Raw genomic sequence first — 21,656 nt, forward strand, 5'->3', positions numbered from 1 at the left:
ACGGCCGGCTTCTCAGCGGAAGGCGGCCGGATCGAGGTACCCGCGCTGCACCGCGCGGACGAGCCGGCGGGGAATGCGGTAGATCTCGCTGCCGACATGGATCGGCACCAGGTCGACGGCCGCCGCCTTCCAGTTGGCCCGGCGATGCCGGGTGTTGCTGCGGGACGTGCGCCGCTTGGGAACAGCCATCGGAACTCCTTCGGAAAACCAAACGGTTTTGACAACCGTTTTCATTAAGATACGCGATCCCGAACCTCCCCCGGACCTGGGGTACGCGACACCCGCTCGGAACCGAACTCGGGCCGCACCGGCAGGGCTGCCAGCAGCAGCGCCAGCGCGGCGAACACGGCGCCGATCCCGAGCAGCAGAGAGAACACCGACGGGCCGGTTATATCCATCCAGGTGGCCCGGCCCGGGGTGGCCGCGACGACCAGCGCCAGCGTCGTCGGCACGCACCAGAAGAACGTCGCCAGCATCAGGGGAAAGAGAACGGCCAGCCGGGCCGGGTGGCCGGGGCGACCGGTGCGGCGGCTCGCCCAGGCGAAGACGAGGAACGCCACGGCCGCCGCGATCAGGGCGCCCACGGCAGCGCCGATCCAGGATGCCGCGGGCACGCTGTGGGTGAACGCCACCGACACCGTCGCCGTGCGCGGGTCCTGTGTCAGTGACATCTCCAGGGTCAGCGTCACGTCGCCTCGGGTGGCCCGGAGCCGGCCCGGTGAGCCGGCGCGGACATCCCATCCGGTCGCCGTCAACCGGTCGGCCACGCGACCGGCCCGCGCACCGAGGCCGTCGGCGGTGGGAAACAGGGCCTGCGCGTACTGCGGCGAGGCGCGGTGGCCGGCTCCATTGAACAGCAGATCGCCCGCGTTCCTCCAGGTCAACTCGTCATCACCGAGCTGGAACGGGGACGACGGCGGGATCGGCACCACCCCGAAATCGCCATCCGGCAGTACGTCGGCGAGCAGCGCCCGCGTCCACTCGGGACGGGGCAGCGGACCGGTGACCTGCTGACCCGCCCAGGAACCGGCGGCCACCCCGAAGGCCCCGCCGAGCACCGCCACCAGCACGGCCCAGACCACCACCCCGCGGCTGACGGGACGCCCGAGGCGGGTTCGCAGACCGTGAACGATCAGGTTCGCGGCCTCCCGCAGCGTGGAGCGGCGGGACTCGACGAGCATCGGTTCGAGCAGCTCGTCACCGTGATCGCGGCGGTAGTCCTTCGGATAGGCGGCGAGGATCCAGGTGTGTCGCATCAGATCGCCCCCAGCCGCGGTGCCCGGCTGAGCCGCTGCTCGGCCGCGGCGGCGAGGGCACGCAGCCGGGCGGTCTCGGCGCGCAGCGCGGTCAGCCCGTCGTCGGTGAGCCGGAAGTAGCGACGGGTGCGCCCGTCGACCCGCTCCTCCCGGTCGAGCACGACCAGCCCTTCGGCGGTGAGCCGCTCCAGTGCTGTGTAGAGGGTGCCGGTGAGCAGTTTGACCCGCCCACCGGACACCTCCCCCACCTCTTGAATCACCCCGTAGCCGTGCCGGGGCCCTTCGGCGAGTGCGGTCAGGATGAGGAATGTGGGTTCCCGGAGCGGCGTCATGACCACCGAGGATAGGTAAATGATCTACCTATGGTCAACCGTAAAGGGCCAGTCGACTACCAGGAGGCTTTGCGTACGCCCGGAAGTTCGCCGCGGAGGGCCAGCTCACGGAAGCGGACGCGGGACAATCCGAAGCGGGTCAGTACGCCGCGCGGCCGCCCGTCGATCTGGTCCCGGCTGCGCTGACGGGACGGGCTGGAGTCTCGGGGCAGGGACGACAGGGCACGCACGGCGGAGGCACGCTCTTCGGGATCGGTGGCGGGCGCCGAGATCGCCTGCTTGAGGGCGGCGCGCCGGTCGGCGTACCGCAAAGTCAGTTCGGCCCGGCGTTTTTCGCGTTCGGTCAGGCTGCGGCGGGCCATCAGCGGTCCTCCCGGAAGTCGACGTGGCGGCGGATCATCGGGTCGTATTTGCGCAGCACCAGGCGGTCGGGGTGGGTGCGGCGGTTCTTGCGGGTGACGTAGGTGAATCCGGTCCCCGCGGTGCTGCGCAGTTTGATCACGGGGCGGATGCCGGTGCTCTTGGCCATCAGAGCTTCACCCCCTTGGCCCGCAGGCGGGCGACGACGGATTCGATGCCGTCCCGGTCGATGATCTTCAGCCCGGTGGTGCTGACGGTGAGGCGGATGGTGCGGCCTTCGGCGAGGCGGAAGCGGCGGCGCTGGATGTTGGGGTTCCAGCGACGGCGGGTGCGGCGGTGGGAGTGGGACACGGCGTTGCCGAAGCTGGGCTCGGCGCCGGTCACGTCACAGACGAACGACATGGCCGCAACCCTACAATGAAAATGGTTGTCATTATCAAGAGGATTCAGCAAGATGGTCTCCGTGAGTACCGTCCCGATCACCTCCGCCGTGACCGCGCCCGTGGACCGCCGGCCCGCCGTCACCGTGCTGTCCGGCTTCTCCCCGAGCGCCGTTCAGGCCGCCGCCAGCGCGCTGCTGGTCGCCGACCCCGAACTCCTCGCGATCCGTCACGACCTCACCGGGATCCGTGACGGACTCGTCAGCCGCACCGTGCTGACCGCCACCACCGTCCTCGAGCACACCCTCGTCGAACTGCTGCACGGCTGCGTCTCCTGCACGCTGCGCGAGGACGTGCTGCCCACCCTGATCCGGCTCGCCCACGAACGGCCGGGCAGCGATCTGCTGCTGGTCCTGCCGCCCGCGGTGGAACCCGAAGCGGTGGCGGCGGCCTGCGAGCACAGCCCGGTCGGCGAGTCCGTACGGTTCGACTCGTACGTCACCGTCGTCGACGCCGACACCTTCCTCGACGATCTGGCCAGTGCGGACGATCTCAGCGACCGGAACCTGCACGCGGCCGACGACGACCACCGGGCGGTGGCCGAGGTGGTCGTGCACCAGGTCGAGTTCAGCGACACCGTCATCCTCTGGACCCACCCGGACACCGACCCTCTCGAATCCGAGCGGCTCAGCGCCCTGGTCCACCGGCTCGCCCCCTGGTCGGCCCAGGTGCCCACCGGCAACTCGGACCGGGTCGACTGCACCGCCCTGGCGGCGCGGGTCCGGCGCACCGGGCGGCACGATCCGACCCGCCCCGGGTTGCTCGGCCGGGCCCTCGAAGGACGGCAGATCGCGGTGCACGACCCGGACGGTGACCACGGTGTCACGTCCATCGTGTTCCGCACCCGCCGACCGTTCCACCCACAGCGCCTCAACGAGGCCCTCGAAGAGCTGACCGAGAACACCCTGCGCGGCCGAGGGCAACTGTGGCTGGCCAGTCAGCCGGACACCGCCCTGGCCTTCGAGTTCGCCGGCGGCGGCCTCAGCCTGGGCACCCTCGGCTACTGGCTGGCCGCCCTGCCCGCCGAACGCTGGACCGAGACCAGCGACGAGCGCCGTCTGGCCGCCGACCTCGACTGGGATCCCTACTACGGCGACCGCCGCACCGTTCTCGCCCTGATCGGACTGCACCTGGACCACCACGCCCTCACCGGGCTGCTGCGGTCCTGCCTGCTCACCGACGCCGAACTCGCCGACGGCTCCGACGCCTGGCGTGACCTGCCCGACCCGTTCGCCGGCTGCTTCCCGCTGACCGACGACACCACCACCGAGGAGAACTGACATGAAGCCCGGAATCCACCCCGACTACCACCCGGTCGTCTACCGCGACCGCAGCGCGAACTACGCCTTCCTCACCCGCTCCACCGCCACCAGCGACCGGACGATCGAGTGGGAGGACGGCCACACGTACCCGGTGATCGACGTCGAGATCTCCGCGGGCAGCCACCCGTTCTGGACCGGCAAGCGCCGGCTGCTGGACACCGCCGGCCGGGTGGAGAAGTTCCGCGCCAAGTACGCCCGCGCGGCCAGGTCATAACGCCGTTCGCAGCACCGGCCAGCACTGGTGGCCCAGGAACCAGCGCCGCTCGCCGTCGTCCTTGCAGGCGGCGACGGTGCGGGCCGCGGGCCGCATCAGCGCGCTGCCCGCGCTGAAGTCCATCAGATAGCCGGCCGTTTCGCGAACACCAGCAGGTCACCGGGACACGGCCCGCGCGGCAGGACGACCTTGCGCCGGGTGATCAGATCGGCTTCCAGGCACAGGTCGCCGGCGAGGTGGACACCCGCCGGCTCCGGCGGGCCGGCCTCGTCCCGCAGCCCGTAGCCGTGCCCGTTCCAGGTGATCGGCGGCCGTCGGCCGAGGACGGCCGCGGTCAGTTCGGTGGTCCACGCCTCCCACTGGGCGCCGTCGGTTCCATGGCGAGCAGGCACCCTTCCAGGGCGATCGCCTTCTCCGGGAGCCCGACGGTGTCCAGGTGGTAGGCCATCCCGAGCAGGTCGAGCTGCTCCCGATGCTCGATGAGGACGCCCCAGAGCCCGGCCGGGCCGGTCGCCGGAGTGCCGAACCGGCTGGCCCGGGTCAGCACGGTGGTCCCCGTCGAGGCGAAGCCGGACAGCCGCGCCATCACCGGGACGCGGGGCAGCCGGTGGCCGGCGACGATCGTGGCGAGGTCGCGCAGTTCGGTGACCGAGTCGGCGTTGACGGTCACCCCGGTCCGGGCGGCGAGCCACAGGAACTCGCGGCACTTGGGACCGGTCGCCATGATCCGGGCCGGGCCGAAGCCGGCGCCGAGGGCGTGCTGCAGTTCGCCGAGCGACGCCACGTCGATGCCCGCGTCGGTGGCGGCGAGCCGCCGGATCAGGGCGGCGGACCGGTTGGCCTTGTGGGCGAAGTAGATGCCGCCGCGCAGGCGGTGGTCGCGGTAGACGTCGCGGAACCGGTGCACGTTCCGGGCGATCTGATCCGGCAGTACCAGGTTGAGCGGTGACCCGAGCGCGCCGACCAGCTCGTGCAGCCAGCGGTGATCGTCCAGAACGGACCGCAGTTCGCCCTCGACGCGTGGTCGCAGATCGGTCGCCATCAGTCTCCTCCCGGGCGGGGAGCCCAACGTAGACCACGTACAAGAAAAAGAAAACCGATATCGTTATCGATTGAGGGCGAACTTTCTGGCATGCTGGCGTCCACTTGAAAACGAGAGTCGTTTTCAAGTACTGCAAGTACAGAAAGGAGGTCCGCGTGACGAGACCAGGCCTACGGGTGACGACTGCGGTCATCGGTCTCACCCTGGCCGCAGCCCTGTTCGCACCGGCACCCGCGCTCGCCGCCGAGGCCGTGGTGCTGGCACAGGGGCATACCGACGCCATCGACGTGCACTACGAGGGCGGCGCTCTGAAGCTGAAGGTCAAGGACGACACCATCAGCCCCGCCGTCGTACGGGATCCGGCCGACGTCACCTTCCAGGTCCTGCCCGCCGCCGAGACCGTCGTGCCGGACCTGCCGGCCTTCGCGTTCCTCGGGTCACCGGGCAGCAAAATCTGGATGCTTCCGCAGGTCCAGGACCCGGCCCTGCTGTGGCCGGGCTGGAACACCACCACCCTGGGCAGTGGCGTCTTCGCCGGCGACAAGGTGACCATCAGCCTGACCGGCGTGGACGGTCCCGGCGATGTGACCCTCTTCGACACCAATTCCCTGGGTACGCCGAACATCAAGTTCCGCAGCAACGACGGCCTGCCGGACAAGCTTGACGTGCCGGTGCACACCCACGCGCACGCCGGCTGGGTGTTCTCCGCCCCGGGGACGTACACGCTGAAGTTCCAGGCCGACGCCACCCTGGCCAACGGCACAAAACTGTCCACCGGCCCGGTCGACTACCGGTTCGTGGTCGGTGACACGCAGTCCACGGTCGGCCTGAGCATCACCGGCATGCCGGAGGGCGACCAGCAACCCGGCACCGCCGTCACGCTCCAGGCGGTCCAGTCACCCCAGGGCTCGCTGACCCGCTACCAGTGGTTCAGCAAGAAGCAGGGCGACAGCGACTACACCGCGATCGAGGGCGAGACCGGCGCGGCGTACCGCTTCACCGCCACCCGTGCCCTCAACGGCGCGGAATACCTGGTCAAGCTCTACGACGGCAGCACCGTGGTGGCGTCCAGCGACCCGGCGTGGCTGTGGGTGGCGTTCCCGGACGACAGCAGCAGCACCGCCAAGACGGTGACCGCCACCATCAACGCCTCCGACGGCGCCCTCGTGATCAGCGTCGATCCCGAGAACCGCACCGTCACCCTGCCCGCCGCCGCACTGTCGGCGGCCGGTGACCGGTGGGAGAGCAACGGCGCCCTCCAACCGGTCACGGTCACCGACACCCGGGCCGCCCAGCCCGGCTGGACCGTGTCCGGGCAGGTCGCCGACGGGTTCCGCAACAGCGAGGGCAAGACCTTCGCCGGCGGCTACCTCGGCTGGACCCCCAGCGTCACCACGCAGGGCGACCAGCAGGGCGTCATCGCCGGACCGGTCTCGGCGCCGTACGTCTCCGGACAGCCGGGCACCGGCCTCGGCGGCAGCGCGGCCCTCGCGTCGGCGCCGAACGGCAAGGGCCGGGGCACCGCCCAGTTGGACGCGGCGCTGAAGCTCAGCGTCCCGACCGACACGGCGGCCGGCACCTACACCGGCACCCTGACCCTGACCGCCATCTAAGACGTCGTGGGGCGGCCCTCTCCCCGGGGTCCCGCCCCACGACCCGGAAGACTCCCATGCGCACCCGCATCGCCACGGCTGCTGTAGCCGTACTCGCAACGCTGTCCTTTCTGCCTCTGCCCGCGCATGCCGCGGCCGAATCGCTGACCTGGTCGGTCGCTCCCTCCGGTCCGGAAGGGCCGAACGGGCGGGCCGCTCTGGACTACAAACTGGACCCCGGCGCGACCGTTTCCGATCACGTCGCTGTCACCAACCACTCGACGCAGCCGCTGACGCTGCGGCTCTATCCGAACGACGCGTTCACGACCGCGGGCGGCGGATTCGACCTGCGGGCCGGGAACGCGGCGGCCACCGACGCCGGTGCGTGGATCACACTCGGTCAGGAGCGGCTCACGCTGCCGGCGTCGTCGCGGGTGATCGTGCCGTTCACCGTCACCGTGCCGGCCAACGCCACCCCCGGTGACCACGCGGCCGGGGTGGTGGCCTCGCTCGTCGCCGCCGGCACCGACGCCGCCGGCAACCAGGTCTCCGTCGATCACCGGGTCGGCACCCGGGTCTACCTGCGGGTCGCCGGGCCCCTGAATCCGTCGCTGGCCGTCACCGAGGTGCGGGTCGAGGCCGCGACATCCTGGAACCCGCTACGGCTGCCGCGTGTCACGGCCGATCTCACCATTGCCAATCCGGGCAACGTACGCCTGACCGGGGCCCTGTCCGCCCGGGTCACCGGCCCGTTCGGTCTCGGCGCCCGGGACAGCGCCCCGGTGGCGGTCCCGGAGATCCTGCCCGGCGGATCGCTGCGCACCAGCATCGTCCTCGACACGGTCCCGCCGCTGTTCCACGAGTCGCTGACCATCGAGATCCGGCCGGCAACCGCCGACGGCCGGGAGATCAGTCCCTTGCCGGTACGAGCCGTCACCCGGCACAGCCTCTGGCTCGTCCCCTGGCCCCAGCTCGCGATCCTGGCCCTGCTGGCAGCCCTCGCCGTCGCCTGGCTGCTGGCCCGCCGCCGCCGCGCCCGCCGCATGACAGCCGCCTTGGCCGCCGCCGAACAACGAGGCCGCGACCAGGCCGCATCCCGAACGGAATCAAGGAGTGAGCCGCATGCGTAAGACCGCCGCTGCCGTCACCGCCTCACTCGCCGTGGTGCTGGGGACCGGCACACCGGCGTCGGCGGCCCCGCAGGCCGACGGGTCGGATCTCGTCGCCCTGACCGTGGAGTCCGGTGAGTTGCGGATGAGTTTCCGTAGCGAATCAGGATCGGACACCGACCCGCGATCGCTGGCGTTCACCGCCTCCGGGTCGCCGGCCGGGACGATCCCGGACGACCCGGAGTTCGCGTTCCTCGGCAAGGCGGGGGCGCCGGTGTGGTCGCTGCAGGAGGGCTCGCCGTTCTCCACCTTCGACACCACCGCGATCTCTAAGGGCGAGGTGACGCTGGAACTCGCCTCGGTCGAGGGCCCGGGATCGTTCGCCGCCTACACGCTCTCCGAGTGGGGACGGCCCACCCTGCTGTTCGACAGCGACGGTCCACGCAGCACGAATCTGCCCGCCGGGCAACGGCTCGGTGGCGTGGTGTGGATGTTCGACGCGGTCGGCGAGTACCGGGTGACGCTCCGCGCGACCTCGGGAAAGCTGACGGACGAAGCCGTCTACAGCATCTCGGTCCAAACGAAAGCCCAGGCCACCCCGCAGCAGGCCGCCCCACAGAAGGCCGCGGTGCCGAAGGCCGGAGCGGTTGCAGCGGCGTCCACGGCCGCGGCCGGGCAGAAGGTGATCTCGGACGGGCACGTGGACATGGGACCGAACCTGTCCGGCGGCACCATGACGATCCGGCTCAAGGACGACACCACCACTCCCCCGACCTGGCGGGAACTCTCCGCCGTCACCCTCAAGGTCACCAGCAAGGCGCAGATCGACGTGCCGGCCGGGGCCGGATACGCCTTCCTGGGCAAGGCCGGCGACAAGGTCTACCTGCTCCCCCAGTCCCAGCAGTCCGGCATCGTCTGGCCGGGCTGGAACACCCAGCACGAGTCGGTGGTCAGCGGCACCAAGGGCAACGTCACCTGGCGTCTCAAGCAGGTCACCGGCCCCGGCGCGTTCAAGCTGTTCCTGACCGGATCGTTCGGCACCCCTGAGGTCATCTTCGACTCGGCGAATTCCCTGCCGCAGCAGTTGAGCATCGCCCCGAACACCCACGCGCACGGCAACTGGGCGTTCACCAAGGCCGGGATCTACCGGCTCGCGGTGGAGATGACCGCGACGACGACGGCGGGCAAGAGCGTCTCGGACACAAAAGCGCTGACCTTCGCAGTCGGCGACTCGACCGACACCGGCTCCAGCGCCGACAAGGGCGGCAACACCGGCACCGACAAGGGCGGCAACGACGCCGGCAACAAGGACACCAGCGGCAACGACAAGGCCAACAGTGGTGGCGGCGGCCTGGCCAAGACCGGAACCGACGTCATGTCGATCGCCGTCGGCGGCGTGCTGCTGCTCGGCGTGGGGACGGCCGTCGTGGTGCTGTCCCGGCGCCGAAAGTCCACTCCCGACCCTTCCTAATGAAAATGAAAACCATTAAGGTTTACTTCGATCCGGTGATCGAACACCGGACTCGTATCAAGGAGATTCCCTTGCGTAAACCGCTGCGCGCGCTGCTGGGCACCGGCGTCCTCGCCGCCGCCCTGCTCGGCACCGCCGTCCCCGCCCAGGCCACCCCGGTCGTGGTGCTGAGCGCCGGCCACGTCGACCTGGTCGATGTGGCGTACGAGGACGGCGCCCTGGAGATCGGCGTCCACGACGAGACCGTCGAGCCGGACGTCGAGCGGGAGGTCGACGACGTCGTCTTCCTGGTCAAGAAGGCCGCGAAGACCACGGTGCCGGCCGACCCCGCCTACGGTTTCCTCGGCACCGCCGGCAAGCCGGTGTGGATCCTGCCGGAGATCCAGAACGAGGACCTGCTCTGGCCGGGCATCGCCACCGAGGAGATCGAGGCCGGCGTGTTCGCCGGTGACCAGGTGACCCTCAAGGTGGAGAAGGTGACCGGTTCCGGTCAGGTCGCCGTCTTCACCGAGGACGCCGTCGGCACCCCGGACGTGCTGATCGACAGCGCCGACGGGCTGCCCGACGCGCTGCCGCTGGCGACCGGCACCCACCTGCACGCCAGCTGGGCGTTCTCCAAGGCCGGCGTCTACCTGATCAAGGTCCGGGCCACCGGCACCCTGGTCGACGGCAGCACCGTCACGTCCGAGCCGGAGACGTACCGGATCGTGGTGCAGCCGTGAACCTGGTCGCCGCGATACTGACCGCCGTCTCGGTCGGCGCGCTGGCCGCCCCGATCACGCTGACCAGCGGGCACGTGGACGTCCTGGACGTCGACTACGCCGCTCCGGGCACGCTGACCCTCGCGGTCGGCGACGACACGGGTGGCAGCCTGGTCGAACGTGACCCGGCCGACGTGACCTTCCAGGTCCCGGCGGCTGCGAAGATCACCGTGCCGAGCGGGAGTTCCTGGTCGTTCCTGGGCAGCCCCGGCGCGACCGCGTGGGTGCTGCCGCAGAGCAACACCGCGGGTCTGTTGTGGGCGGGCTGGGACACCAGCGAGGTCCCGGCCGGGGTGCTGCAGGGCAACTCGATGACATTCCGGCTGAACAGTGTCACCGGGCCCGGCAACGTCAGCGTCTACACCGTCGCGGCCGGCACCCCGACCCGGATCTTCGACTCCAGCGACGGCCTGCCCGACACGAAATCCGTCCCCTACCACTCGCACGCCCACGCCAACTGGGGCTTCACCCGGGCCGGCACCTACACCGCCACGTTCGAGGTGACCGCCCGGCTCGCCAGTACCGGAGCCACCGTGACCACGGGCGCGAAGGCGTTCACCTTCACCGTCCTGCCGTAAGGAAATCAGGGTGGGCCCGCTCCACTGGAATTGGAGCGGGCCCACTCCGGGAGACTAATGAACCGCATCCCCGTCGCGCTCGTGGCCTGCCTCACGCTGGCCGGTTGCGCGGCTCCGCCCGCCCTCTCCGCCGACGACAGCCGGGTCCAGGTGATCACCACCACCGGGATCCTCGCCGACCTGGTCCGTAACGTCGGCGGTGACCAGGTGCTCGTCGACTCGATCGTGCCGGACAACGCGGACGCGCACGCCTACGAGCCGACGCTGCGCGACGTGCGCAACATCGTCTACGCCGACGTGGCGTTCAGCAACTACCTGATGCTGGAAGCCCAGAACGTCATCAAGACCCTGGACGCCAACCTGCCCTCCGGCGTCGAACAGATCTCCCTGGCCGAGGGCGCGACCAAGTACGCCGCCGAGATCATCCCCCTCGTCGAGGACGTCTCGCTGGACACCGTCTGGCTGGGTATGCGGGCCCGGGGCGAGGGTGCGGCCCACGGGGTGGACCGGTCCTCGGACGTGCGGGTGTCGGCGACCGGCGTGTCCGGACCGGGCCGGGCGACCGCTTACTTGACGGAGTCGTTCGGAAACCCGGACACGTTCTTCGACTCCGGCGACGGTTTCGAGGCGGCCAACGGCTTCCGGGACGACACGATGATCCTGCCACCGGACGCGCACACCCACATGAGCTGGGCGTTCAGAGAGCCGGGCGTCTACCGGCTGACGCTGCGCGCCGAGCTGGCGGTGACCGCCGACAGCAGGCCGATCCCGATGAACGAGCAGACGATCACCTTCGCGGTCGGCGTCGACCCGCACCTCTCACCCGACGTGACGGTTCTGCGGGGCGGTCATACCGACGTCACCACGGACATCGACACCGGCGAGATCTATCTACTGGCCGAAGATCAACGGCTCGACCCTGCGCGTACGGTCGTCGAAGTCCCGGTGAAAGCCCTGCGTGAGGTGCCCGCGGGGCCGGGCTGGCGGTTCCTCGGCCGACCCGGGACCAGCATCTACCAGCTCCCACAGGCGGTTCTCGGGCGGCACGTGCACGGTGAGATCGACCCGCACCTGTGGCAGGACGTCGGCAACGCCCAGGCCTACGTGGAGCTGATCCGGGACAGCCTGATCGCGGCCGACCCGGCGGGCACCCCCGGGTACCGCGCCAACGCCGACCGCTACCTGGGTGAACTCAGCGCGCTGGACGCGTACGTCAAGAAGGAGATCGACGCGATCCCGACGGCGAACCGACATCTGGTCACCACGCATGACGCTTTCGCCTATCTGGCGAAGGCCTACGGCATGCCGGTCGCCGGTTTTGTCACGCCCAATCCGGCGGTGGAGGCGAGTCTCGCCGACCGGCGCCGGCTCACCGAGACCTTGCGGAACCTGCACGTCCGGGCGGTCTTCCTGGAACCGAACCTGAAGGCCCGCTCGTCGACGCTGGTCGAGGTGGCGAAGCAGGAGGACGTGCGGGTCTGTGACATCTACGGCGACGCCTTCGACGGCCGGGTCACCGACTACGTGTCGATGATGCGGTTCAACGCCGACTCCCTAAAACGATGCCTGACGTGACGACGATGCCTCACCTGAACAGGAAGATCCCTTGATAAGAGCAGTTCTGGCGCTCGCGCTGGTGATGGCGCCCACCCCGTCCGGTGATCTGGATCAGACAGTGGACCCCGGTCAGGTCCAGGCGAGCGGCCGGGCCGTCCTGGAGACCGGGCACGTCGACATCGGCCCCCGGCTGCACGACGGGAAGTGGACGATCCAGATCCACGACGACCACGCGGTCCCGTCGGTGTGGCGCGACCCGGCGGAGACCGTGCTGCGCGTGCGGGACACCGCCGAGCTGCAGGTTCCCGACGACGAGTCGTATGCGTTCCTCGGCTCGGCCCCGGGCGAGACGGTCCATGTCGTACCGCAGACCGAGAAGCCGGGTGTCGTCTGGATCGGCTGGAACACCCAGGATCCGGCGGTGATGGCCGCGATCAGCCGGGGTGTCACGCTGAACCTGCGCGGGGTGCAGGGCCCGGGCGCGGTCACGGTGTTCCTGCAGTCGGGCAATCTGGGCGCGCCGCGGGTGCTGTGGAGTTCGGCGAAACCGTACCCGCAGCCGCTGTGGGTGGAGACCAACACGCACACCCACGCCAACTGGGTATTCGCGAAGACCGGCACGTATCTGCTGGCCGTGGACGTGACAGCCGATCTGGCCGACGGTTCGACGGCGACCGCGCGCACGATCCTGCGCCTCGCGGTCGGCGACTCCACCGACCCGGCGGACGCCTTCGGCGCGACCTTCACCGGACCGTTGCCGTCCGCGCCCGTCTCCCCCGCCGCCGTCGCTGCCCCGGCCGCTGCGGGAAGCAACGCCCTGCTGTTCGTGGCGATCGCCGTCATCGCCACGTTGCTGCTGGTCGCGGCGCTCGTGTGGCGGCAGTCCACGGTGCGCCGGCGGGCCGGGGACACCCGGTGACCGCGGCTCTGGAGATGACCGGAGTGTGTGCCGATCTCGGTGGCCGGCCCGTACTGCGGGATGTGGATCTTCGCCTGGAGACCGGTTTCACGGCACTGCTCGGCCCGAACGGCGCCGGCAAGACCACCCTGATGCGGGCCGCCCTCGGCCTGGTCCCGCTGCGATCAGGAACGGTCACGTCCGGCACCACCGGCTATGTACCGCAGCGCCACGAATTCACCTGGGACTTCCCCGCCTCGGTCGAGGACGCGGTGCTCAGCGGCCTGGTTCGGCGGATCGGCCTGTTCCGCCGCCCGACCGTCGCGCACTGGCGCGCCGCCTGGGCCGCCCTGGACCAGGTCCGCCTCGGTGACCTGCGGAAACGACCCGTCGGTGAGCTGTCCGGCGGGCAGCGGCAGCGGGTGCTGGTGGCCCGGGCGCTGGTGCTGGAACCGGCGGTGCTGCTGCTGGACGAGCCGTTCACCGGTCTGGACATGCCCGCCCAGGAGACGCTGACCGAGTTGTTCACCGAGATCGCCCGGGACCGATCGGTCCTGATGGCGACCCACGATCTGGTCGCGGCGGCGTACGGCTGCGATCGATTGATCCTCCTCAACCGCACGGTGATCGCCTGCGGCCCGCCCGCATCGCTGAAGGATCCGGGGATCTGGATGCGGACCTTCGACGTCGGCCCCGCAAGTCACCTGCTCAAAGCGCTTGATCTGGTGGAGGCCTGACGTGTCGCCGTGGCAGTTCCTGGCCGACCTGGCCAATCCGGACCTGGCGTTCCTTCCCAAGGCGCTGACCATCGCGGTGCTCGCCGCCGTCATGTGCGGGGTCGTCGGCTGTTACGTGGTGCTGCGTGGCATGGCGTTCATCGGTGACGCCGTCGCGCACGCGGTCTTCCCCGGCCTGGCGATCGCGTTCCTGTTCTCCGGCAGCCTGGTCCTCGGCGGCACCCTCGCCGGTGTCGTCACCGCCCTGCTGGTGACCGTTTTCGCCCAGAACCGGCGGCTGAAGGAGGACTCGGTCATCGGGATCTTCTTCGTCGCCGCGTTCGCCCTGGGCATCGTGGTGATCTCGCGGGCGCCCGGATACGCGGGCTCGCTGCAGCAGTTCCTGTTCGGGTCGATCACCGGCATCCCCGACCGGGACCTGTACATCGTCGGCGGCACCACCGTCGGCGTGCTGCTGACCGTCTTCCTGCTGCACAAGGAGTTCGTGGCGGTCACCCTGGACCGGGAGATGGCGCGGGCCCTCGGGCTGCGGGTCTTCTGGCTCGACCTGCTGCTGTACGTGCTGGTCACCCTCGCCGTGGTGATGGCCGTCCAGACCATCGGCAACATCCTGGTGCTGGCGCTGCTGGTCACCCCGGCCGCCACCGCCCGCCTGCTCACCGACCGGTTGCCGGTGATGATGGCCGTAGCTCCGGCGATCGGGGCCGGGTGCGCGCTGATCGGCCTCTACCTGTCCTGGTCCTGGGACCTGCCGGTCGGCGGCACCATCGTGCTGACCCTGACCGGCGCGTTCCTGCTGGCCCACCTGTTCGCCCCTCGTCACGGCGTCCTCATGCGCCTGCGCCCCTCGTGAAAGGCACAACAGTGTCCGTTTTATCCGCCCCGCGTCGCCGGGCGGCGATGCTGGCGACAGTCGTCGCCGGGACCGCCGTCGTGCTGGCCCCGGCATCCTCCGCCACCGCGGCCGAAGGGCCCGCCCCGCAACCCCGTGAACACCGGATCATCGCCGGGGTGCACACCGACGCGGTGTCCACCTTCCTCGACGACGGCAAGCTGACCCTGGCGTCGAAGGCCGACGTCGACGAGGGCAACGGCACCCGGTTCGCCTCCGGCGACATCTGGTTCCACCTGGCCGACGACGCCCAAGCGACGGTCCCAGCCGGCTACGAGTTCATCGCCCCCGCCGGCAGCCAGGTCTGGATCGCACCCGAATCCAACCCGGGGTCCGGTCGCCTGTGGCCCGGTTTCTCCACCGAGTCGATCCCGGCCGGCGCGATCGAGAACAATCAGACCACCCTCACCCTGACCGGCGTCGACGGCCCCGGCAACCTGGAACTGTTCACCGCGGCCGGATTCGGCGGAGCCAAACGCCTGTGGTCCTCGAGTCAGGACCTCAAAACCTTTTCCGTCGGCCGTACGCACATGCATGCGAACTGGGCCTTCACCGCAGCCGGCACCTACCGCCTCGGCGTGGAAGCAGCCGTCGTTATGGGCGGTCAGCGGCAGACCGCCCGCGCCACCTACACCTTCGTGGTCGGCGACATGCCCACCGCCGCTGCCACCACCACGGCACTGACCGCGAGCGCGACCAGCGTCGTCGCCGGTGACCGGGTGCGCCTGGACGCGACGGTCGACGCCTCCGGATTTGTCGAGTTCCTGGACGGCACGACCGTTCTCGGGCACACCGAGGTCACCGCCGGACGGGCCACCTTCGAGACCACCACGCTGCCGCTGGGCCGCCGGGAACTGACCGCCCGGTTCGTGCCGCACGTCCTCAACGACTTCACCCGCTCGGTCTCCGCGCCGGTTGTTGTCACGGTCACCGAGAAGCCCGGCGGCGAGGTGTTCGCCATCACCGGTCTCGCCGACCGGTATCAGGCGGGGCAGATCATCGACCTGGGGATCACCGGCGCGACCGCCGGAGACGGCGACACCTGGCGATGGCTGGTCCGGCCAGCCGGGCTGACCAGCGACTATCTCGCCCTTCGTGGCGACCGGTACACCCGGGACGCCACCGTGGCGATGCACGGCTCCCAGATCAAGGTGCAGCTACGCAGCGCGGACGGCAAGACCTTGCAGGAGACCGGTTACCACCCGATCACCGTGGACGGGCCCAACGTCGGCACCGGCGAGCCGGTCACGGTCACCGGCATGCGCGACTCCTACCACCTCGGCGATCCGGTACGGGTCACGGTCACGCACCGGCCCCTCGCCGCCGGGGAGACCGGCCGCTGGGCGAACCGGCTCGTCCCGATCGGCGCCGTGTGGAACCCGGCCAGCGAGTGGTCCCAGCCGAAGCCGGTTCCGGGTGTGCCCACCGATCACTTCCTGGACACGTCCTGGATCAACCAGTACGAATGGGCGTACGAAATAGTCGGTCCTGATGGTGTCGTGGTGGGCCGTTCCGCCGCGCACAGCGCCGCCATCACCAACCGGGAGTTGCTGCTGTCCGGAATCCGCACCGTCTACCGAGTCGGCGACACCCTGCGCGCCGAGTCCGAGCTGTATCCGGCCCGCGACGGCGTCACCTACCAGTGGAGTCTCACCGACCCGATCCCCGGCGCCACCTCGTCCTCGCTGGAGCTGCCGGTCACCGCGGACCTCGACGGGCAGACCCTCTTCCTGACCACCACCGACGCCGACACCGGATACACCATCGGATGGGCCCAGCAGAAGCTGCGGGTCACCGACGCCGCACCCGGCGAGCAGCAGGTGTTCCTGGATTCGCTGTCCGGCCATTACCACCAGGGCAACACGATCCGCCTGTCGGCGGCCGCCGACCCGGTGGCCGGCGACACCGACACCTACCGCTGGTGGTGGAAACGCCCCGACCAGGGCGACTTCGTGGCGATCGACGAGGCCACCGCCGCCGTGCACGAGGTCCGGGCCGAGCAGGCGCTGGACGGCACCCTGGTGAAGGCCGATCTGCTGTCCGCCGCCGGTGACGTCCTGGCCACCAGCGAGCCGGCGACCATCCACGTCGACGACCACGGTGCCGCGCCCCAGCAGAAGGTGGCCATCGAACAGACCGGCGACCGGGTGACCGCCACGGTGAACCCGGCGTCGGTGCTGACCCGATGGGAATGGCACGTCCAGCGACAAGGCGCGGAGACGGCCTCCCCGGTCGCCGGTCAGCGGGAGGCGTCTCTGCAACTGTCCGCAGCGGACGACGGAGCGACGGTCTTCGCCCGACTGACCTTCGACGACGGCCGGAAATACGTGGAGTCCGCCCCTCTGCAGGTGGTGGCACCGCCGCCGGGCGGCGATGCCGCCAAGACGGTGACCGCGACGATCAGCGAGGCCGAGGGCGCGCTGGTGATGAGCGTGGCGGTGGCCGACCGATCGGTGATCCTGCCGGCGGCCGTCCTCAACGGCACCGGCGACCGCTGGGAGAGCACCGGCACCCTGCGGCCGGTGACGATCACCGATACCCGTACCGAAAAGCCGGGTTGGACCGCCTCGGGCCAGATACCGAACGGCTTTCGTACCGAAAAAGGTCAGTCCTTCCCCGGCAGCCACCTCACCTGGACCCCGAAGGTGGTGGCCCAGGGCGACACCCAGGGCGTGACGACGGGCCCGATCGCTGATCTCGGAACCAGCGCGGCGCTGGCAACCTCCGCGCCCGGATCCGGCCGGGGCACCGCCCAGCTGGACGCCGGCCTGACGCTGAGCGTGCCGACCGACACCGAACCGGGCGTCTACACCGGAACCCTGACCCTGACCGCCCTCTGACCGTGCCGCGGTGGAGGGCGTCTCAGCCCTTCACCGCGCCGGCGGTCAGGCCCTCGGTGAGGAAGCGCTGGCCGAAGGCGTACATGACCACCACCGGGATGCTGACCAGCAGGGACGCGGCGGCGAGCTGGCCCTGTGGGACCACGTCGCCGGCGATCATCGACTGCATGCCGACCGGCAGGGTCTTGTACTCGTCCTTGGTGATGAACACGAAGGCGAACAGGAATTCGTTCCACGCGTTGGTCAGGGTGAACAGGGCGACCGCCAGCAGCCCCGGTTTCGCCAGCGGCAGCACCACCCGCCGGAACGCCTGGAAGCGGGTGCTGCCGTCGACCAGGGCGGCCTCCTCCAGGTCGACCGGGATCGACGCGAAGTAGCCGGTCAGCAGCCAGGTGGCGAACGGCAGCGTGAACGTCGGATAGGTCAGCACCAGCGACCACAGCGAATCGGTGAGCCGGGTCTGGATGAGCAGCTGGTACAGCGGGATGAACAGCAGCGCGCCGGGCATCACGTAGGTGAGCAGCACGGTCACGGTGAAACCCTGGGCGCCGCGGAACCGGAGCCGGGCCAGGGCGTATCCGCCGAGGGCGGCGCAGATCAGGGCCACCGTGGTGGACGCGGCCGACACCATCAGGGTGTTGAGGTACCACTGGCCGAACGGCTGGTTGGCGAAGAGCCCGGTGAACTGTTCCAGGGTCCACGGGGTCGGCCACAGGTCGCTGTCGCGCATGACGACCTGGTTCTCCGATTTGAACGCGGTGACCGCGATCCAGTAGATCGGGCCGAGCACGAAGGCGAGCAGGCCGGCCAGGGCCAGGTAGGTGACCCGGCCGATCACGACGACGAGCAGCAGGATCACCGAGAGGACGACCGCGGCCCGCCAGAAGATCCCCGGGTTCGCCCAGAACAGCAGGCCGGTGAGCACCGCGGTGAGGACCCAGGGCAGACCCCTGATTCTTCGGTACGGCCGGGCCGGCCCGTCCTCACGCAGCAGCCGGACCAGGAAGAACACCAGGCCCGCGATGATCGGCAGCATGACCAGGGTGGCGGCGGCGCCCGCACCGTACTGGAGTTGCAGGATCGCCTTCGAGTACGCGACCAGCACGTACGGCGCGGTCACGTCCCCCGGCCCGCCCTGGGTGAGCAGCCAGATCAGGTCGAAGTTGTTGAACGTCCAGATCGAGGACAGGGTGACCGTGACGGTGATGACGTGGCGCAGCCCGGGCAGCGTGACGAACCGGAACTGCTGCCAGGTGGAGGCGCCGTCGATGGTGGCCGCCTCGTAGAGTTCGGCGGGGATCGCCTTCAGCCCGGCGAGGAAGCAGACGGTGAAGAACGGCACCCCCTTCCACACGTTGACCAGGATCACCGAGGGCATGGCCAGTTCCGGGTCGGACAGCCAGCCGGCCGGCCAGCTGTCGACCAGTTGCAGGTTCGCCAGCAGGGGGCCGATGCCGGAGCTGGTGAGCAGGGTGTTGACGCTGCCGAAGATCGGGTCGAGCAGGGAGCGCCAGCTGAACGCGGTGACCACGGTCGGCACCACCCACGGGATCAGCAGCAGCCCGGTCAGCAGGGCCCGCCCACGGCGCAGCCGGTGCAGGAGCAGGGCCGCGGCCAGGCCGAGGACCACCTTGAACACTTCGGCGTACGCGGTGAAGACGAACGAGTTCACCACGCCGGTCCGGAACTGCTGGTCGCCGGCGAGCGCGGTGTAGTTGTCGAGCCCGACGAACACGCTCTCGGCGCCGTGCCGTTCGGTGGTGCTGGTGAACATCGACTGGACGATCGGCACCAGCACGAGGGCGCCGACGAGCAGGGCGGTGGGCGTCAGGAAGACGGCCGCGAGCCGCCAGTCCCGGCCCAGCCTGCGCTGGACCGGGGTGAGGGAACCGGGCCCCGGTGGCGACGTCCCCTTCGCCACCGGGACCGGTCCGGTGCGGAGTGAGGTCACTGCGGCAGCCCCTGCTGGGTGAAGATCTGCACCATCTTGGCGTGTGCGTCCTTGACCGCCTGCGCGGGCGCCGCACCCTGCACGACCTGCTGCATCATGTCGGTCATCACGTAGGCGGCGACCACCGCCTGCTGTCCGGCGCTGGCCTTCTGCGGGAAGCTCAGGCCGTTCTTGGTCGCCAGTGGCAGCGGCTGCTGCGACATGGTGCGCAGCATCGGGAACGCCGGGTCGCCGCCGGCGAAGAACGGGTCGTCGTCCCACACCTTCTGCCAGGCGGGCATCACCAGGCCGGGCGCCTCCTTGGCGACGCCGACCAGGGCGGGCGCGGTGATCAGGTACTGGGCGAGCAACCGGGCGAGGGCGCCGTTCTTGGCGCCCTTGAACACCACGAAGCCCTGGGACTGGCCGAGCAGCAGCGACTTGTCGGTGGCCGGGCCGGTGCAGTCGGAGAAGACGTGCGTGTTGGCGTACACCGGATTCTTCTTGGTCTTGGAGTCGGCGTAGACGCTGAAGCTGTTGCGGGTGTAGCCGAGGACTCCGGCCAGCCAGTTCTCGTTGTTGCTGGTGTCGGTCCAGCTGTCCACGCCGGGCGGCAGCATGGGTTTGTACTTGGCGTTGGTGTAGATGTCGCCGAGGAAGGTGACCGCCTGCACGGTCTCCGGGGAGTCGAAGGTGACCTTGCGGCCGTCGTTGGAGGCCACCGCCCCGCCGTACGAGTTGATCAACGCCTCGATCATGCCGTTGCCGTCGCCGGAGCGGTTGACGGTCATGCCCCAGCCGAAGCGACGTTTGCCCGGGTCGGAGATCGCCAGGCAGACGTCGCGCAGCTCCTCCCAGGTGTAGGCGTCCTTCGGCGTGATGCCCTTGTCCTGCATCCAGTCCTTGCGCAGGAACGAGCCGATGCCGATGAAGTGGTAAGGGATGGCGTACCACTTGCCGTCGAAGACGCAGAAGTTCTTGGCCTCGGCGCAGGGTTCGCCGTACACCGCGGTCAGTGCCGTGACGACCTCGGTCACGTCCTCCAGGTCGCCCAGCGCATGGAACTGCGCGATGAACCGGGAGTCGGTCATGAACGCCATGTCGCGGGCCACGCCGCCCTTGACCTCGGCGTCGATCTTGGCGACGACGTCACCGGCGTCCGCCTGGACCAGGCTGTTCTCCACCGTGGTCCCGGTGGCCTCGGCGAATTTCCGGATCGAGGCGTCGAGCCTCTCGTTGGCCGCCGTCGAGTACAGCTTCTGCGACAGCAGGCCCATCGTGGAGCCTTTCAGCGCCGTGGCGGCGTCGAGCAGTTCCTTCGGCACCTCGGCTGCGACCTTGGGTGGCGCTTCGGTGCCGCCGCCGCACGCGGCCAGCCCGGCCGCGCCGAGGACTCCCGCGCCGATCCCCAGGAAGTTGCGTCTCTCCATGTCCGCTCACCCCTATGTTCGATATTTCGAACGTGGTTCGATATACCGAACCAGGTGGACGCGACGCTAAAGCAGAACCGAGAAAGGTGTCAATGTTTCGAGCCGATGGCGAATTATCGATGGCCCAGACGGCGGGACAGCACCGCCGCACCCTCACGGACCAACCCGGTCCACTCCTGCGGCGACTGCGGGGTCCAACGGATCATCGGCGCCGACACGCTCATCGCGGCGATGACCGCTCCGGAATGGTCCCGGACCGCGGCGCCCACACACCGCATCGCCGTGTCCGACTCCCCGACATCGTCCGCCACACCCTCGGCGCGGACCCGCTCCAGATGCGCCCGCAGCCGGTCCGGCTCGGTGATGCTGGCCGGCGTCATACCGACCAGAGGACCCTTCGCCAGTACGGCGTCCAGGCCGGACCGATCAAGACCGGCCAGCAGAACCTTGCCGACCGCCGTACAGTGCGCGGGCAACCGGCGACCCACCGCCGACACCATCCGGACCGGGTGCGTGCTGTCCACCTTGACCAGGTAGATGACGTCGGCGCCGTCCAGCACGGCCACATGGACCGCCTCGTCACAGGCCGCCGCCAGGTCCCGCGCCACGATCTGCGCCTCCCGGACCAGATCCAGCCGCCCGGCGAACGCCGAACCCAGCTGGAACAGCGGCATGCCCAGCCGGTACCGCACCGGCTGACCCGGGACCACGATCAGGTACGCCCGCTCCACCAGCGTCACCAGCAGCTCGTGCACGGTGGTCCGGGGCAGGTCGAGCCGCTCGATCACCTCACGGGCCGACAGCTCCGGCCGCTCCAGGAACAGCTCGAGGATGTCGAGCGCGCGGATGACCGCCGGTACCACACGGGCCACGTCGATAGTCCTTTCGATCTCCA

General features: G+C 69.9%; 24 protein-coding genes. 12 read left to right on the plus strand and 12 right to left on the minus strand.

Annotation, left to right across the window (positions count from 1 at the left end; all coding sequences use genetic code 11):
* Positions 1-12: 12 nt before the first annotated feature.
* Genes rpmF through rpmB form a run of 6 tightly spaced genes read right to left on the minus strand, consistent with a single transcriptional unit; the run spans position 13 to position 2,350 of the window.
* Positions 13-189, minus strand: a complete 177-nt coding sequence (gene rpmF, locus Aco03nite_RS26675; protein ID WP_203799048.1) for a 50S ribosomal protein L32 — start codon at positions 187-189, stop codon at positions 13-15.
* 44 nt (positions 190-233) lie between these two features.
* Positions 234-1,256, minus strand: a complete 1,023-nt coding sequence (locus tag Aco03nite_RS26680) for a hypothetical protein (RefSeq protein WP_203799049.1) — start codon at positions 1,254-1,256, stop codon at positions 234-236.
* Complete coding sequence (locus Aco03nite_RS26685; RefSeq protein WP_203799050.1) at positions 1,256-1,588, minus strand: PadR family transcriptional regulator; 333 nt, start codon at positions 1,586-1,588, stop codon at positions 1,256-1,258. The genes Aco03nite_RS26680 and Aco03nite_RS26685 overlap by 1 nt, the downstream gene beginning before the upstream one ends.
* Before the next feature lie 56 nt (positions 1,589-1,644).
* A complete protein-coding gene (rpsN, locus tag Aco03nite_RS26690; protein WP_203799051.1) occupies positions 1,645-1,950 on the minus strand; it encodes a 30S ribosomal protein S14 in 306 nt (101 codons plus the stop codon).
* Positions 1,950-2,117, minus strand: a complete 168-nt coding sequence (rpmG, locus tag Aco03nite_RS26695) for a 50S ribosomal protein L33 (protein ID WP_239145445.1) — start codon at positions 2,115-2,117, stop codon at positions 1,950-1,952. The genes rpsN and rpmG overlap by 1 nt, the downstream gene beginning before the upstream one ends.
* Complete coding sequence (gene rpmB / locus Aco03nite_RS26700; RefSeq protein WP_203799052.1) at positions 2,117-2,350, minus strand: 50S ribosomal protein L28; 234 nt, start codon at positions 2,348-2,350, stop codon at positions 2,117-2,119. Before rpmB ends, rpmG begins: the two co-directional genes overlap by 1 nt.
* A 61-nt stretch (positions 2,351-2,411) precedes the next feature.
* On the opposite strand from rpmB, the gene Aco03nite_RS26705 reads away from it, so the two are divergent.
* Both Aco03nite_RS26705 and Aco03nite_RS26710 read left to right on the plus strand, forming a co-directional pair.
* Positions 2,412-3,668, plus strand: coding sequence for a CobW family GTP-binding protein (locus Aco03nite_RS26705; RefSeq protein ID WP_239145446.1), 1,257 nt, complete (start codon positions 2,412-2,414; stop codon positions 3,666-3,668).
* Between the two features lies 1 nt (position 3,669).
* Complete coding sequence (locus Aco03nite_RS26710; protein WP_203799054.1) at positions 3,670-3,924, plus strand: type B 50S ribosomal protein L31; 255 nt, start codon at positions 3,670-3,672, stop codon at positions 3,922-3,924.
* On the opposite strand, the gene Aco03nite_RS54180 is transcribed toward Aco03nite_RS26710, so the two are convergent.
* From Aco03nite_RS54180 to Aco03nite_RS26715, 3 genes are read right to left on the minus strand one after another with little or no spacing between them, the layout of a single operon-like run.
* Positions 3,919-4,047, minus strand: a complete 129-nt coding sequence (locus tag Aco03nite_RS54180; RefSeq protein ID WP_275415906.1) for a hypothetical protein — start codon at positions 4,045-4,047, stop codon at positions 3,919-3,921. The two genes, Aco03nite_RS26710 and Aco03nite_RS54180, sit on opposite strands and share 6 nt — an antisense overlap.
* Positions 4,047-4,316 (minus strand): hypothetical protein, encoded by a 270-nt coding sequence (locus Aco03nite_RS53170; protein ID WP_239145447.1) that lies wholly within the window; start codon positions 4,314-4,316, stop codon positions 4,047-4,049. The genes Aco03nite_RS54180 and Aco03nite_RS53170 overlap by 1 nt, the downstream gene beginning before the upstream one ends.
* Entirely contained in the window at positions 4,259-4,966 is a 708-nt protein-coding gene (locus tag Aco03nite_RS26715; protein ID WP_239145448.1) for a type III PLP-dependent enzyme domain-containing protein, read from the minus strand. Before Aco03nite_RS26715 ends, Aco03nite_RS53170 begins: the two co-directional genes overlap by 58 nt.
* 155 nt (positions 4,967-5,121) lie before the next feature.
* Here Aco03nite_RS26715 and Aco03nite_RS26720 point away from each other — a divergent pair, with 155 nt between their 5' ends.
* From Aco03nite_RS26720 to Aco03nite_RS26765, 10 genes are all read left to right on the plus strand, one after another.
* The gene (locus Aco03nite_RS26720; protein ID WP_203799055.1) at positions 5,122-6,579 is read left to right on the plus strand and encodes a choice-of-anchor M domain-containing protein; all 1,458 of its coding nucleotides are present in this window, start codon (positions 5,122-5,124) and stop codon (positions 6,577-6,579) included.
* 56 nt (positions 6,580-6,635) lie between these two features.
* A complete protein-coding gene (locus Aco03nite_RS26725; protein WP_203799057.1) occupies positions 6,636-7,688 on the plus strand; it encodes a WxL protein peptidoglycan domain-containing protein in 1,053 nt (350 codons plus the stop codon).
* The gene (locus tag Aco03nite_RS26730) at positions 7,681-9,138 is read left to right on the plus strand and encodes a TIGR03773 family transporter-associated surface protein (RefSeq protein WP_203799059.1); all 1,458 of its coding nucleotides are present in this window, start codon (positions 7,681-7,683) and stop codon (positions 9,136-9,138) included. The genes Aco03nite_RS26725 and Aco03nite_RS26730 overlap by 8 nt, the downstream gene beginning before the upstream one ends.
* A 71-nt stretch (positions 9,139-9,209) precedes the next feature.
* Positions 9,210-9,860, plus strand: coding sequence for a choice-of-anchor M domain-containing protein (locus tag Aco03nite_RS26735; protein WP_203799061.1), 651 nt, complete (start codon positions 9,210-9,212; stop codon positions 9,858-9,860).
* Complete coding sequence (locus tag Aco03nite_RS26740) at positions 9,857-10,477, plus strand: choice-of-anchor M domain-containing protein (RefSeq protein WP_203799063.1); 621 nt, start codon at positions 9,857-9,859, stop codon at positions 10,475-10,477. The genes Aco03nite_RS26735 and Aco03nite_RS26740 overlap by 4 nt, the downstream gene beginning before the upstream one ends.
* Before the next feature lie 57 nt (positions 10,478-10,534).
* A complete protein-coding gene (locus tag Aco03nite_RS26745; protein ID WP_203799064.1) occupies positions 10,535-12,052 on the plus strand; it encodes an anchored repeat ABC transporter, substrate-binding protein in 1,518 nt (505 codons plus the stop codon).
* A 31-nt stretch (positions 12,053-12,083) separates the two neighbouring features.
* Complete coding sequence (locus Aco03nite_RS26750) at positions 12,084-12,953, plus strand: choice-of-anchor M domain-containing protein (RefSeq protein ID WP_239145449.1); 870 nt, start codon at positions 12,084-12,086, stop codon at positions 12,951-12,953.
* Between the two features lie 14 nt (positions 12,954-12,967).
* Positions 12,968-13,669 carry an anchored repeat-type ABC transporter ATP-binding subunit gene (locus Aco03nite_RS26755; protein WP_203799312.1) on the plus strand — a complete coding sequence of 234 codons (702 nt, stop codon included), beginning with the start codon at positions 12,968-12,970 and terminating at the stop codon, positions 13,667-13,669.
* A 1-nt stretch (position 13,670) separates the two neighbouring features.
* Positions 13,671-14,522 (plus strand): anchored repeat-type ABC transporter permease subunit, encoded by an 852-nt coding sequence (locus Aco03nite_RS26760; RefSeq protein WP_203799065.1) that lies wholly within the window; start codon positions 13,671-13,673, stop codon positions 14,520-14,522.
* Between the two features lie 11 nt (positions 14,523-14,533).
* On the plus strand, positions 14,534-17,401 hold the full coding sequence (locus tag Aco03nite_RS26765) for a choice-of-anchor M domain-containing protein (RefSeq protein ID WP_203799066.1): 2,868 nt from the start codon (positions 14,534-14,536) through the stop codon (positions 17,399-17,401).
* 22 nt (positions 17,402-17,423) lie between these two features.
* On the opposite strand, the gene Aco03nite_RS26770 is transcribed toward Aco03nite_RS26765, so the two are convergent.
* The 3 genes from Aco03nite_RS26770 to Aco03nite_RS26780 all read right to left on the minus strand — a co-directional run bounded on the left by Aco03nite_RS26770 (position 17,424) and on the right by Aco03nite_RS26780 (position 21,633).
* Positions 17,424-19,352, minus strand: a complete 1,929-nt coding sequence (locus tag Aco03nite_RS26770; protein WP_203799067.1) for an ABC transporter permease — start codon at positions 19,350-19,352, stop codon at positions 17,424-17,426.
* Positions 19,349-20,761 carry an extracellular solute-binding protein gene (locus Aco03nite_RS26775; protein ID WP_203799068.1) on the minus strand — a complete coding sequence of 471 codons (1,413 nt, stop codon included), beginning with the start codon at positions 20,759-20,761 and terminating at the stop codon, positions 19,349-19,351. Before Aco03nite_RS26775 ends, Aco03nite_RS26770 begins: the two co-directional genes overlap by 4 nt.
* A 113-nt stretch (positions 20,762-20,874) precedes the next feature.
* Positions 20,875-21,633, minus strand: coding sequence for an IclR family transcriptional regulator (locus Aco03nite_RS26780; RefSeq protein ID WP_203799069.1), 759 nt, complete (start codon positions 21,631-21,633; stop codon positions 20,875-20,877).
* Positions 21,634-21,656 lie beyond the last annotated feature (23 nt).

The organism is Actinoplanes couchii (assembly GCF_016862075.1).
Lineage (GTDB): Bacteria > Actinomycetota > Actinomycetes > Mycobacteriales > Micromonosporaceae > Actinoplanes > Actinoplanes couchii.